The sequence below is a fragment of the Mycobacterium cajalii genome (assembly GCF_045809005.2).
GTDB lineage: Bacteria > Actinomycetota > Actinomycetes > Mycobacteriales > Mycobacteriaceae > Mycobacterium.
Window position 1 is genome coordinate 5,579,465 of sequence record NZ_CM141436.1, and the last position, 13,461, is coordinate 5,592,925.

The following is a 13,461-nucleotide window of genomic DNA, read 5'->3' on the forward strand; positions in this document are numbered from 1 at the left end:
AACAGGTTCCAGCCATCGAACCATGCGAGCGTGGGTGCGCGCACCAGCGGTCCGCCTTCGGACCGTCAGGGCGTATCGCGGCGCGCCAGCTTCGTCGGCTTGGCGTTGCGCCAGTCCTCGACATCGGGCGGCAGGCCGACCGGATACCTGTTCTCGTTGTGGGCGGCCCAGTGCGCGTGGCCCAACTCGTGGATGTGGAACGCGTGCCGCAGCGCCTCGGTGAAACCCATTGCGTCGGAAGCGGCGTTGACCGAGTCCTTGACGAGCAGCGCCGCCATCGTGGGCCGGTCGGCGATGCGCCGCGCGAACTCCAGTGTCTTCTCGGCCAGCTCGTCGACCGGGAAAACCTTGGACACCATGCCGAGCCGGTAGGCCTCGTCGGCGTCGAGCGAATCGCCGGTCAGCAGCAGCTCTTTGGCTTTGCGGGGGCCGAATTCCCAAGGGTGCGCGTAATATTCGACGCCCGGCATGCCCAGGCGCACCGCGACCACATCGCTGAACTTGGCGTTGTCGGCGGCCACGATCAGATCGCATGCCCAGATCAGCATCAGGCCCGCGGAGATCGCATTCCCCTGCACCTGGGCGATGGTGATTTTGCGCAAATCCCGCCAGCGGCAGGTGTTCTGGAAGAAGTAGTGCCACTCCTGCAGGTAGAGCTTCTCCGCGATGGGATCGCGGGTACCGCCGTTGATGCGGAAGCTGGGAAGCTGGCTGCGCTCGGCGATCGCCAGCTCCGAACCCAGGTCGTGACCCGCGGAAAAGTTCTTACCGCGTGCCGCCAGGATCACCACGCGCACGGTGTCGTCGGCCTCGGCGCGCAGAAACGCCTCATCGAGCTGGACCAGCAGGCCGCGGCTCTGCGCGTTGTGGGCCTCGGGCCGGTTGAGCCAGATCCGGGCGATGCGGCCCTCGTCGAGGGTTTCGTAGGACACCAGCTCCTGGGCGTCGGCGTCGGCCTCCGCAGCACCGGCCTGATCAGACAGTGTCATCTCGCCCACCTCGCTTCCTGTCGGCTCCGGGCCGGCTCCGACCCGTTTACACATTACGGCCAGAGTGTAAGAGTGCCACGGGGTGGGTTGAGCGGCTCCCGGCAATTCGCGGCCGGGGTCGGCACCCCCCGCGTCACCGATCCGCGGCGTCGTGCCGGATCAGGACTTTCCCAGCGCCGCCGCCAGCAGCGCCGCGGCCGACTTGAGCAGCCCCAGCGACCGCTTGAGGTTCGCGTTCTCTTCCTTCAGCAGCTCGACCTCGGATCGGTCGAATGCCGCGGCCGGGCCACCGCTGTCGATAGCACCCGCGCGAGTCCGTTCGTGGACAGCCTCGGCGACCATGTTGCCGTGCGTGTCGGTGGCCGCGCGGATCGCCATCCTCTCCATGTCGTGCCGCCCGTGCACCGGGGCCGCCGCACGCGCCTCCCGCAGGCGCGAACCGCCGTTGAACGCCGCGGCCTTCGGCACCGCCCGCAACTGCTGGGCCTGCCGGCGCGGGCGGGCCCCCTGGCCGGGAACCGCCTCCGCACCGACGCACGAGGTGACCGATTCCTGCTGCTCGAGCCGCCGGCGAAGATCTGCCTGCTGCTCGCGGAGCTCGGCTTCGCGCTGGTCGAGCTGGGCTTGCCGCTGGGCGAGCTTGGCTTCCTGACGTTCGTGCCCGCCTTCGTGTTCGCGGAGCTCGCCTTCCCACTGCCCGAGCTTCCTGCTGGCGGAGATGCTCCGCACGCTGGTGCACTTCGCGTTCGTGCTGCCGGAGGGCGGCTTCCCGCTGGCACAGTTCGGCCTCCCGCTTCTGCAGTCCCCCGTCGCGACTGCGGAGCTCGGCATTGCGGCTGCGGAGCTCGCTCTCCTCCTCCAGGTGCCGCACCAACTCCTGCTCGACCAGATCGATGAAGAGATCGACTTCCTGCTCGTTGTAACCGCGCTTGCCGATGCGTGGCCGCGAAAACGCGATGTTGTGGACATCGGCCGGAGTGAGAGCCATTTTTCGGCTCTTCTGCCGTAGTCGTGGGTCTGTGACCAGGGGGCTTGTGGCCCAACGCCGTGTCCTGCTTACGTTTTGGACTGTTATCGGGTTCAAGACGAAGGAGGGTGTACGGCGTTGGGTAAATCCAGGGTATTCGCGACGGTCCTCGGTGGCCAGGACATGGTCGTCGATGACGTGATGATCGAGACGGAGACTTCGCGCGGAAAACAGCCGGTGACCAGCGAGGTGCTGGTGTTTGAGGTGCGGCCCAAGGCGAACCAGGCCAGCCGGTGCTCGCGGTGCCGCAAACGCTGTGCGGGCTATGACGGCGGGGAGGGGATCAGGCGCTGGCGCACCCTGGATCTGGGGACGACGAAGGCCTATCTGCAGGCCGCAGCGCCGCGGGTAGCCTGCCCCGAGCATGGAGTGGTGGTGGCCCACCTGCCCTGGGCGCGGCCCGGGGCCCGTCACACCTGGGCGTTTGAGGACACAGCCGCGTGGTTGACCGCGCATGCCGCGATCAGTGTGGTCGCGGTGTTTTTGCGGGTGGCCTGGCGCACCATCGCCGCGATCGTGGGCCGGGTGGTCGCCGATGGCCGCGACACCAACGACCTGCTGGCCGGGTTGACCCGCATCGGCATCGACGAGATCGCCTACCGCAAAGGCCACCGCTATGTAACCTGCGTCATCGATCACACGACAGGCCGGCTGGTGTGGGCAGCCGAAGGCCGCAACCAGGACACCTTGGGCCGGTTTTTCGACCAGCTCGGCGCCCAACGTGCCGCGGCGTTGACTCACGTCAGCTGTGATGGGGCGGAATGGATTCACGCCGTGCTGCGGGACCGGGCCCCGGGTGCGGTGATCTGCCTGGATCCGTTTCATGTCGTGGCCTGGGCGCTCAAGGCCCTCGACAAGGTGCGGGTGCGTACCATGGCCCGCGCCGGTGTCCGCGACCGGCACGCGATGTGGGCGACCCGCAAGAACCCGGCCGATCTGACCGGTGAGCAACGCACCAGCCTCGCGTCGATCACGGCTACCAACGCCACGCTGTATCGGGCGTATCTGCTCAAAGAGCAACTCCGCGAAGTGTTTCGGGTCAAAGGCCGCGACGGCCATCGCCTGCTGGCCGGTTGGTTGTCCTGGGCGTCGCACTCGCGCATCCCGGAATTCGTTGCCGTAGCCCGCACCGTCCGCCGTCACAAGGAGCTCATCGGCAACACTCTCGACCACCAACTGTCGAATGCCCGCTCAGAGGCGACGAACACCCACCTGCGGGCATTGACCACGCGTGCGTACGGGTTTCACAGCCCTGAGGCGATGATCGGCATGGCCATGCTCACCCGCGGCGGCCTATGCCCCGCACTGCCCGGTCGAGCAGCATGAAACCAGACCCACAGAAACGTCAGGAGACCCCATTTTTCTTCTCCCGGAGGCCTAGACGTCGATGGGACCGTCGAAGTGGGGGCGTTTGGCCTCAAAATAATGCTTTTCTTGTACACCTGCTGCGTTTGCCATTGCACAAGCGACCGCGGCGGAGTTGTGGCCGCGCCCGCCGCCTGCGGGCCGGCACCCGAGAACCGGCCGCCAGCAACGTGACGCGACGCCGCGTCGGGCCGAAATGCTGTTCAGCGCAACGCAGCCGCGAAGGCGATCGTACGGACGTCGGCGCGGGCTCCCCGCCGCAGCGCCTCGACCGAGGGCCGCAAATGTTCGCCAAATGGCCGGTTCGCCGGGTCGGCCGACAAAGTCGTCAGCAAATTGAGTGATTTGAATCCGCGGTATTACCGGAGCCGGGCCCCACGAAAGAAACCACTCTGCCAATTTGCGCAGTATTAACAATTCCGGACGATTATGTGAACACCAGGACGCACCGAGGTTTCGATCCGGTTCGGGCCTGCCGATGGCGCCGGTCCGCGACCGCTGCGCGGACCGCGGCGACGCCCCGGCCAGGCAAGACGGCTGCGGCCCGATGAACGCGTCGCATACAGTTGTGTCATGCCTACGAAATCCGACCCTGGCGAACTCGGCGATGTGGAACCGCTGGCCGACAGCACCGCCAGCCAGGCCCGGCGCGTCGTCGCCGCGTATGCGACCGACGCCGACGAGTGCCGCGTCTTCTTGTCCATGCTCGGCATTGGACCCTCGAAACTCGATGCGTAGATGACTCCCAGCGGGGTCGAGCATGCCGACGGTTCGCCCGTCGGGGAGTCCGACTTCGTCGTGGTCGCCAATCGGCTGCCGGTCGACATGGAGCGGCTGCCCGACGGCAGCACCTCCTGGAGGCGCAGCCCCGGCGGGCTGGTCACGGCCCTGGAACCACTGCTGCGGCGCAGGCGTGGCGCATGGGTGGGCTGGCCCGGTGTCGCCGCCGAGGAGATCGGCGACACCGACGACGGGCCGATCGTGCAGGACGAGCTCACCCTGCACCAGGTGCGCCTCAGCGCCGACGACGTCGCCGAGTACTACGAGGGATTTTCCAACGCCACGCTGTGGCCGCTGTACCACGACGTCATCGTCAAGCCCATCTATCACCGCGAGTGGTGGGAGCGCTACGTCGACGTCAACCGCCGCTTCGCCGAGGCCACCGCGCGGGCCGCCGCGCACGGGGCCACCGTGTGGGTGCAGGACTACCAGCTGCAGCTCGTGCCGCAGATGCTGCGCACGCTGCGACCAGACCTGACCATCGGGTTCTTCCTGCACATCCCGTTCCCGCCAGTGGAGCTGTTCATGCAGATGCCGTGGCGCACCGAGATAATCAAGGGCCTCCTGGGTGCCGACCTGGTGGGGTTCCATCTGGCCGGCGGGGCCCAGAACTTCCTGTTCCTGGCCCGCCGCCTGGTCGGCGTGGAGACCTCCCGGGGGTCGGTCGGGGTGCGGTCGCGCTTCGGAGAGGTGCAGCTGGATTCGCGCACCGTGCGGGTGGGCGCCTTCCCCATCTCCATCGACTCCGCCGACCTGGACCGCAAGGCCCGTGACCGCAACGTCCGGCGCCGGGCCCGCGAGATCCGGGCCGAGCTGGGCAATCCCCGCAAAATCCTGCTCGGCGTCGACCGGTTGGACTACACCAAGGGCATCGACGTCCGGTTGAAGGCGTTCTCGGAGCTGCTCGCCGAGGGCCGGGCCAAACGCGACGACACCGTACTGATCCAGCTGGCCACCCCGAGCCGTGAGCGGGTGGAAAGCTACCGCATCCTGCGCGACGACATCGAACGCCAGGTCGGGCACATCAACGGCGAATACGCCGAAGTGGGGCATCCGGTGGTGCATTACCTGCATCGCCCGGTTCCCCGCGACGAGCTCATCGCGTACTTCGTCGCCGCCGACGTCATGCTGGTCACCCCGCTGCGCGACGGGATGAACCTGGTGGCAAAGGAATACGTCGCCTGCCGCAGCGATCTCGGCGGTGCGCTGGTGCTCAGCGAGTTCACCGGGGCCTCCGCCGAACTCCGGCTGGCCTACCTGGTCAACCCGCACGACCTCGAAGGGGTCAAGGACGCCATCGAGGCGGCGCTCAACCAACCCGAGGAGGACGGCCGCCGCCGGATGCGGTCGATGCGGCGCCAGGTGCTCGCCCACGACGTCGACCGCTGGGCGCGCGCGTTCCTCGACGCGCTCGCCGAGGCGCGCCCGCCCGGCGCCGAGTAGTCGGCGAAAGCCGTGGTGCGGCCGCCCCAACGCTGTGATACTCGAGAGCAGCGCGATGGTGTGAGCAGGGAGGGACGAACATGAAGATTCGTCGCGGACTGGCCGCCGGCGCGGGCGTCTTCTCGGTGGTGGCGATGGGCATCGCACTCGAATCCGGCGACCCGGCGCGCGCGGTCGCGCCGCCGGCGGACGGCCTGTACAACTTCGACCAGGCGGGCGTGTCGGGCGTGACCTGGCAGGTGACGGCGCTGTGCGACCAGGTCAACGGGAGCCGGTATTACAAGGACTATTCCAACCCCGACATCATGGCCGACTTCTGCTCCTTGAACGTGGTCAGCTACACGAACGAACGGATCACCCGCGCGGACAAGCTGCAGAACTACAGCGGCAGGGCCCGACTGACCAGCGGGCTGTGGACGTTCGAGGTGGGCAAGGCCGACGGAGTCTCCTGCCCGGGCGGCGGCACCGGGGCGTCCAGCGAGACGTTCGCCTTCGACAACGAGACGATGGCCGGCACCCACACCACGTTGCACGGCGCCGTCTGCGGCCTGCAGCCGGAGATGAAGAAAGAGCCGTTCTCGCTGCACCTGACCGGCCCCCCGCCCAGCCCGATCCAGCGTTACCCGTTGTACTGCAACGACATTGCGATGTGCTACTGATCAGATCGGCGTGATGTAGTTGATCAGCCACTGCTTGCCGATCTTCTGGAAGTCCACCCGCAGCCGGCTGCCGTCGTAGAGCGGCTGCCGCGACTTGTCGGTGACGGTGCGGTTCAGATAGACCATCACCGACGCCGAATCCCGGTTGGCCGACATCACTCCGGCGCCGACGACGTTGGCCTGCACCACCACCTCACGCTTCTTCGCCTCCGGGATGATCTGCGCGTTGGCGCTCTTGCGGAACTCCTGGCGATACGCCGGTGTCAGCATCGGATACGCGTCGGCGAGGCTGCGTTCGACGGTCTGATAGTCATAGCCGAAAACCTCGGGGATCTCCCGGGTGGCCAGCCCGGGCAGGACCGCCCGCGCCGCCTGCTCGCCGCGGGCCTGCACGCGGTCCCAGTAGAACCAGCCGGTCGCCGCGGCCAGTCCGACGAAGCCGACGACGAGCAGGGCGACCGCGGCGGCCGTCAGCCACCGCAGCCCCCGGCGCAACCGCATCAGTTGCCCCCGTTGGGATACTTCAGGTCATACCCGGTCATTCGCCCGGACTCGTCCTCGTGCACGATGACCCGCAGCCGGTACGGCATGGACGGTTTGTTGACCCCGTCGATGTCGGCGACGGTGACCCGCACCGAGACGAGGACCGACGCGTTGTCGGTGACCGGGTCGATGCCCTCGAGGGCGGCGCCGTTGACGACGGCTTCCGACGTCGCGTTGGTGGACCGGAACAGGCCCTTGAGGTTCTCGATGTTGTTGTTGGCCCCCAGCATGCCGCGCAGGGGGCCGCTCGTCTGGTCGTAGAAGCGGTTCACGCTCTCGTCGATGTTGTCCTGCTTGTAGCTGAACATGTTGACGACCGTCTGGGTGGCGGTGTCGACGAACCGCTGGTCGCGGGCCTGCTCGGCGCTGGCCTGCCGATGCTGGGCGACCAGCGCCGTCAGACAGGCTGCCAGCGCGCCGATCGCCACGACCGCGGCGGCAACCGAGACCCACGCGACCAGGACCCGGTGCGGCCGCCGCCGCGGCGGCGGCTTGACGGGTTTGAAGGTCCGGACGGGCGGCGCCGCCTGCTTCGGCTCGACCGGGACGTCGACCCGTGCCGCCGCGCCGTCGGCGGACTCACCTCTGGCGGGGCCCGCCGCGCGGGACGCCCGCCGCCGGACGCGTGCCGGCTTGGTCTGCTCGTCTGTCACTACCGGATCCATCACATGGGTCTTGGATCGAGCATGAGCTCCACCCAATTCTCGGCGCCCGACGCGCCGTTCGCACCGGCCGCGAAGATACCAGTGCCGCCCGCCGTTATGTGCTCTCTCTGGGCGTGTCTCACGGACCAAGTAGCCCCCGGCGAATACGGTGGGGCGGATTGATCAGCGGGAGGTGACACGTTGCAGCTGTACTTCGCGGATTGGGCAGCGGTCGAGCAAAGCGAGTATCAGATCGATGTTGGCCCGGCCGACCGTCGGCTGGCCTGCGGCACTCCCATACTCGTCGATGACGCGATGCGGCCAATGGAGCCGTGGTGCACCTTCTTGCGGCTGTACTGCCAGAACCTGCGGACGAACTCGATTTACGCGTACGCCCGTGATGCGTTGGAGTTCGGACGGTTCTTGGACACGAGAGGCATCGGGGTGCTTGATGTCTCAGAGCCCGATCTCGTTGCATTCCGCAAGCACCGACTCGCCAACGGCGTGTCACCCAGTTCTTGGTCTCGACATCTTGTCGTCATTCGGGCGCTATTCACCTACCTGTACGAGACTGGCCAACGCGACAGCCTGCCCTGGATCCAGGTCGGGAGCAGGTCAGTCGTGACGCCCAGGACGCCACGCACGGAGATGGACGTCAGAGCGCTGTCACATTCGCAATGGCTGGCCCTGCGCAATATCGGATTTGGTGGAGAGCTGCCCTCAGGAGAGGTCGACCGCTCCTATCGTGGTCAATCGACCGTCCGCAACGTGTGCGCGGTCGACCTGGCCCTGACCACCGGCATGCGCCTCACCGAGTGGTCCACGCTGCTGGATGCCGAGATCCCGTCTTCCGACGGCGGCGCTTCGCTGGTGCTGGAAGCGTGTGCGAAGAATGCGCGCCGCCGGCGGGTCTATATCCCAGCCTCGACCGTCAAGGCAGTCGAACTCTACCGCGCCACAGAACGTAAATCCCTTGTCCGCAAAGCTCAGACCGCTCTGCGGCGCAGGCTGCCGACGCTGGCAGTCGCCACCCACATCGACCCGACCGCGGGCAAGCTCACATACCGTCAAAAAGGGATCGACACGCGGGAGGACTTCGCTGCGATCCCTCCCGAAGTGCGACGGCTCCTGGTCAGAGTCGACGCGGCTGGGTATATCGAGCCGTTGTCGCTATTTGTGGGTAAGGGCGGGCGCCCGCCGTCGCAGCGGCGCTGGCATCAATACTTTGAGGACGCCAACGACCGCCTTGCCGCGTTCGGGAGTTCCCCACCCACCATGCCTCCCGCGGTCACACCGCATGACCTGAGACATACATTCGCTGTGGTCATGCTGCGCAGCCTGCAGCGACGCGCGATGCTACTCGAACAGTCCAGGACGAGAACAGGATTCGGTACGATCAGCGAACACATCGTCCACAACCCGCTCTTAACTCTACAGCGTCTACTCGGCCACGCGAGCCCGTCTACGACTATGGTCTACCTCCGGTTTGTCGATGAGTCAGATGAGCTGATCCAGCGGGCGTTTGAATCCTGGAGCGACGATACCCGCGACTACGCCACCTACGTTCTGGACGAGCTGGAGCTGGAGGCGCAGTCGTCGTGACGCCCGCTGACCGTGAACCGCGCATGGTGCTCTTCCCGCCCGGCGGACCGATGAAGTCGGCGCGCATCGACCCAAGTAAGTATGTCGCCACACGGCTGGTCGCCGAGCTGGCCGACGCCTGGAAAGAGGCCGCCGAACATCTCGACCTGACCCCCGGAACAATCACTCGTCAAGGCGGGGTCATCAGACGAGTTGGCGAATTCTTGACCGACCGCGCCGACCGATTTCTCACCTTGTCTGGCGACGGCGGGGAGGTTGCGCGACGACTGCACGACTGGGAATCGGCAATGGTCCTGCGTTTCCCGCCTCCCAGCGTGCACGCGAAAGACCTCGGCATGGAGTTGCGCAATCACGTCGCCCGATATCTCCAATCACACGGGGTGCACGACGGTGTGCTCGCGGACTGGACCAGCGGATGGGTCTTGGACGGCAGCGCATGGGAGGGCTTACCGCTCGACGAATTCAGCAACGACGAACGACTCCACCTTGAGCAGACATGCCGAACGATCGTGCGCGACACCGAAACACGCCTCGCCCGCGGCAACACCTTGCTGAACGCCGGAAGGGATCCCCGCAGCCACGGCTGGAACCAAGTGGAGAACGTCCTGTGGGCCCTGCGGAACCTGCCCTACGACGAATCGTTCCACGTTCATCTGGCCGGGCCGCGTCGAGCACTGAACGGATGCGACGTCGACCAAGAGTCCGGAGTCAACCGCGATGCCCGATTGAAGGCACGCCCGCTGGTGACGGCCATAGGCGCATACCTCACCCCAGAGGACGAGTACCTTCTCGCCATCAGAGTGCTGCTCCACCTACAAACGGGGTGGGCACCTGAGGAGAGCCGCCGACTTCTGCGCAGTGACATCGAGATCGGCGACTCCTCCGTCCGTGTCCGAGCGACCAAGCTACGGGCCCAACGAATCCGCTGGCACACCCTGTCCTCAACGCCACAGCCATCCTGGGGATGGAAGGCCGGCGACCTGCTTCGACGCGCCGCACACGCGATGCAGCACGCGCACGCGCTCACTCCCGACGAGCCACTCTTCTGGGTGACAGGGGTCCGCTCTGCACGGGACCGGCGCGACGACGAGTATCCCCAATATGTGATCCGTGCAAGACATTTCGGATGCCCCAACTCGCTCAACAAGCTCATCGAGCGCCACGGACTGACGATCAGCGAACCGCACGATATGCGTAGGATCCGCAAGACGGTGAAAAGCGCGCGGGCCGCATTGCTCGGCACCCTCAACGGCGCCGCCGGTGACGACCACTCCGTCGAAGTCTTCCGGGGCCACTACGCCCAAACCACCACGGTTCACACCATCGCGGCACAGACAGTCCTGCGCGCCCAGCGCAAAGTCCTCGAACGCGCATCAAACGGACCGATGTTTATCGACGCGACGGCCGCCGACGTCGCCGCTGGCCCAAATGACTCCGATGTGGCCGCCCTCGCCATGTCGGTGGCCGAAGAATCACCCACAGAGCAGCAGCTGACACTTGCAGCATGCCGAGACCCCTACGATCCGCCGGTCGGGCAGACAGGATCGTTGTGCCACGCCTCGCCGTCGCTGTGCTTGCAGTGCCGAAACGCGGTCGTCTTCCGCGACCACCTGCCACGCCTCCTCATATACCGCAACGTGCTGGACGGCATCGAAAAGACCATGCCCCCAATCCAGTTCAGCGAAGTCTACGGCCAGCAACGCATCAACGTCGACGCCATCCTCACCGAATTCACCAGTGACCACATCGAAGCAGCGCGCCAACAAACCGCTCACCTTCATCGACCGTTCGGACAAAGGGCTGAACAGTGACCCGCCAACTCACATCACCGATAGCGGCGGCGTGGGATCCGCCCTTCGCTCCCGACGAACCCGTGCTACCGGCGGCTCGCCGGATCGCACCCGGTCCCGAGCTGCGATTCGACGATATGCCCCGCTGGGATCTGACCGCCGGCGGAATCGCCCCTAACCTGAGCGCGTCTCGTGCGCATCTGCGTTTCGATGACCTCCCCGAGGCCTGGGTGTCCATCGCCAAGACGTTGGCAATGGCGATGCTGCAACCAACCCATACCGTCCTTCGTGAAGCGCACGTCTACCGGTCCAACCGGCCCTACAAGATCAAGTCGATCCAGCACGCCCTCGCCGAGCTGCGGTATCTCGCGAAATGGGCTGAGGACCGTGGTTACACGGCCGACCTGTCGCTATGGACCGATGACGACAGCGAGGCGTATCTCGCATCGGTTCGCGCCACCCGCGCAGCCACCGCCGAGAAGTCAGCGAACGATCTCCTGCGCCACCTGGTGGCGTTCGGGCCGCTGATGCACAACGGCGGCCTGCGGGTACCGGTGGGGCGTTCCAAAACTGGCAGCTCGGGCGAGATCAAGACACCGGTCATCCCTCCAGACACATTCTGGCCACTGATTCGCGCCTGCTGGACCTATATCGACGTATTCGCCCCTGACGTTCTTGCCGCCCGCGACGAGATCGACACACTGGATGCCAGCCCACCTCCCGCAAAATGGCCGGCGGCACAAACCATCGACCGCGCAATCGACTCCTGGCTCACATCACCCGACGGTTTCATTCCGCTGCACATCTACACGCTTGGACGCGGAAAAGCCGGCGAGATCAACTGGGACGGCCTGGCGCTATGCACCACGCCGCGGATCCGGGCAGTCAACTTCTACAACGGCAGCGGAGCAGCCCGACGGCAACGAGTCCGCGACGCGATCGCCGCCGGCTTGCCCACCAAGTTCGGCTACTCCGCCGTTCCACCCACGGTCGTCGACCGACCCGACGGGACACGCGGACCATGGATCAGCGGATTCGACCGCGTCATCGTAAGCAAAGAACTCACCCAAATGCGCAACGCTGCTTATATTTTCGTCGCAATCATGACGATGATGCGGGACAGCGAAGTCCAAGGACTCGCCGCCGGAGCGATCGGCACGCACTATGGCGCCCCCGCGATCACCAGCAACCTCCATAAAGGCCAGACGGGTGCGGGTACACCACAGCGCTGGTGGGTAAGCCCGCCGGTCGTTCGCGCCCTCGAAGTCGCAGAACGCATTACCCGTGACCCAGGCAGGCTGTTCGGCAGTGTCCGCACCGGCGTCAACCGTGACCTCGCCGGGTTCGACCAGCACGAACAGATTCGGTCGTTCATCAACTGGGTCAATGACCACTCACCCCGTAACGGGCTGGAGCCGATCCTCGCAACAGCGTTGGCGCCGCATATGTTTCGCCGAACCATGGCCGTCCTCACCGCCAACGAACCCGACGGAGAGATCGCCCTCGGAATCACCCTCAAGCACAACGCCACGCGGGCACTGGCCAACGCGACCACCAGCGGTTATGGGGCACCGACACCAGAGTGGGCCAAAGAGTTCGAACACCACGCCAAGGAGGCCGCTGCCGGAGAGCTCGTCGCCGACTGGGCACGGCACGCCAACGGTGACCGAGAAGTGCGCGGCCCTGGCGCCGCCACATTCGTCAACAGCCTCGACAGCGTCACCGACCGTGCGAGCAGCACCGCCGCGGTAGGCGACGAACGCATGCTCCGAAACCTGCTGCGCGACGAGTTTGCCACGATCCGCCTGGGCACCCTCAACCACTGCCTCGGCGACCCGAACAAGGCACTCTGCCTGGAAGGCGCGTCCGCCGCAGTTAAAGCTGGCGGACCCATCCCGAGCATGTGCCAACCCGCCACCTGCCGAAACTCAGTGATCACCGACAAACACTTCCCGGTCTGGCGCCACGAGGAGGCCGACCTCGTCGAGAAACTCAAGGACAAGAAGATGGCCACCGTCCACCGCCAGCGCCTCGAAGCCCAACTCGCCGATGTCCGACGAATCACCCAGCAGGACCCCAAGTGACCGCCGTCAGCCCTGCGTCCGAGAAGAAGCTGCGCGACGCCATGCAGCGACTCCTCACAGGCCAATCCAGACGGACCGACGGGCGGCTCACCAAAGCCAACCTGCACGTCGAAGCCGGTGTCAGCCGCGCCACCATGAACCGGGCCGACGCCGTCCTCGCCGACTGGAATACCGCTGTCGGCGCCCGGGTCGCACCGCGCGACTCCCAGATCATCGAGTTGCAGGGAATAGTCACCAAGCTCAAGCAGACCATCGCGACGTTGCGGCAAAGCAACACCGACCTCGAACGAAAGAACCAAGCCGCGGTAACCGTGATCGCCGAGCTCCACTCACAGCTACAAGCGAGTCGCGGTGCCGTGCCGCGCGGAACCGTCACTCCGCTGCAGGGCCGTCATGCGCGACGGCGGTGGTGATCACAGGCTGACTTTCCGACCTCGACAGAGTCGGTTGAACCCGCAAATACACGGTCTAAATCGGTTCATCCCGCTAAGATCGACCAGTCGGCACGCAGGGGGTCGATAGTCAGGAGGTTGCC

At 66.1% G+C, this 13,461-nt stretch carries 12 protein-coding genes and 1 pseudogene; 8 read left to right on the forward strand and 5 right to left on the reverse strand.

The features are described from left to right. Positions 1–65: 65 nt before the first annotated feature. The 3 genes and pseudogenes from ACJ512_RS26670 to ACJ512_RS26680 all read right to left on the reverse strand — a co-directional run. On the reverse strand, positions 66–989 hold the full coding sequence (locus ACJ512_RS26670) for an enoyl-CoA hydratase (protein WP_407689041.1): 924 nt from the start codon (positions 987–989) through the stop codon (positions 66–68). Positions 990–1,148: 159 nt separating this feature from the next. Further along, positions 1,149–1,718: a hypothetical protein gene (locus ACJ512_RS26675; protein WP_407689040.1), complete on the reverse strand. Its 570-nt coding sequence runs from the start codon at positions 1,716–1,718 to the stop codon at positions 1,149–1,151. 49 nt (positions 1,719–1,767) lie between these two features. Beyond that, positions 1,768–1,977, reverse strand: a pseudogene (locus ACJ512_RS26680) (DivIVA domain-containing protein); the annotation flags it as partial. Positions 1,978–2,139: 162 nt separating this feature from the next. Here ACJ512_RS26680 and ACJ512_RS26685 point away from each other — a divergent pair. The 4 genes from ACJ512_RS26685 to ACJ512_RS26700 all read left to right on the forward strand — a co-directional run bounded on the left by ACJ512_RS26685 (position 2,140) and on the right by ACJ512_RS26700 (position 6,263). Beyond that, a complete protein-coding gene (locus tag ACJ512_RS26685) occupies positions 2,140–3,342 on the forward strand; it encodes an ISL3 family transposase (RefSeq protein WP_461480160.1) in 1,203 nt (400 codons plus the stop codon). A gap of 612 nt (positions 3,343–3,954) precedes the next feature. Continuing rightward, positions 3,955–4,119 (forward strand): hypothetical protein, encoded by a 165-nt coding sequence (locus ACJ512_RS26690; protein ID WP_407689431.1) that lies wholly within the window; start codon positions 3,955–3,957, stop codon positions 4,117–4,119. Then, positions 4,120–5,604 carry an alpha,alpha-trehalose-phosphate synthase (UDP-forming) gene (locus tag ACJ512_RS26695; protein ID WP_407689430.1) on the forward strand — a complete coding sequence of 495 codons (1,485 nt, stop codon included), beginning with the start codon at positions 4,120–4,122 and terminating at the stop codon, positions 5,602–5,604. 80 nt (positions 5,605–5,684) lie between these two features. Then, positions 5,685–6,263, forward strand: a complete 579-nt coding sequence (locus ACJ512_RS26700; RefSeq protein ID WP_407689429.1) for a hypothetical protein — start codon at positions 5,685–5,687, stop codon at positions 6,261–6,263. Here ACJ512_RS26700 and ACJ512_RS26705 read toward each other — a convergent pair whose 3' ends face one another. Next, a complete protein-coding gene (locus ACJ512_RS26705) occupies positions 6,264–6,764 on the reverse strand; it encodes a mammalian cell entry protein (RefSeq protein ID WP_407689428.1) in 501 nt (166 codons plus the stop codon). Next, positions 6,764–7,471, reverse strand: a complete 708-nt coding sequence (locus tag ACJ512_RS26710) for a mammalian cell entry protein (RefSeq protein ID WP_407689427.1) — start codon at positions 7,469–7,471, stop codon at positions 6,764–6,766. The genes ACJ512_RS26705 and ACJ512_RS26710 overlap by 1 nt, the downstream gene beginning before the upstream one ends. Before the next feature lie 180 nt (positions 7,472–7,651). Here ACJ512_RS26710 and ACJ512_RS26715 point away from each other — a divergent pair, with 180 nt between their 5' ends. Genes ACJ512_RS26715 through ACJ512_RS26730 form a run of 4 tightly spaced genes read left to right on the forward strand, consistent with a single transcriptional unit; the run spans position 7,652 to position 13,339 of the window. Beyond that, a complete protein-coding gene (locus ACJ512_RS26715) occupies positions 7,652–9,052 on the forward strand; it encodes a tyrosine-type recombinase/integrase (protein ID WP_235848076.1) in 1,401 nt (466 codons plus the stop codon). After that, positions 9,049–10,863 (forward strand): hypothetical protein, encoded by a 1,815-nt coding sequence (locus ACJ512_RS26720; RefSeq protein ID WP_407689426.1) that lies wholly within the window; start codon positions 9,049–9,051, stop codon positions 10,861–10,863. The genes ACJ512_RS26715 and ACJ512_RS26720 overlap by 4 nt, the downstream gene beginning before the upstream one ends. Next, positions 10,860–12,926, forward strand: coding sequence for a hypothetical protein (locus tag ACJ512_RS26725; protein WP_461479894.1), 2,067 nt, complete (start codon positions 10,860–10,862; stop codon positions 12,924–12,926). Before ACJ512_RS26720 ends, ACJ512_RS26725 begins: the two co-directional genes overlap by 4 nt. Then, on the forward strand, positions 12,923–13,339 hold the full coding sequence (locus tag ACJ512_RS26730) for a hypothetical protein (protein WP_019345303.1): 417 nt from the start codon (positions 12,923–12,925) through the stop codon (positions 13,337–13,339). Before ACJ512_RS26725 ends, ACJ512_RS26730 begins: the two co-directional genes overlap by 4 nt. Positions 13,340–13,461 lie beyond the last annotated feature (122 nt).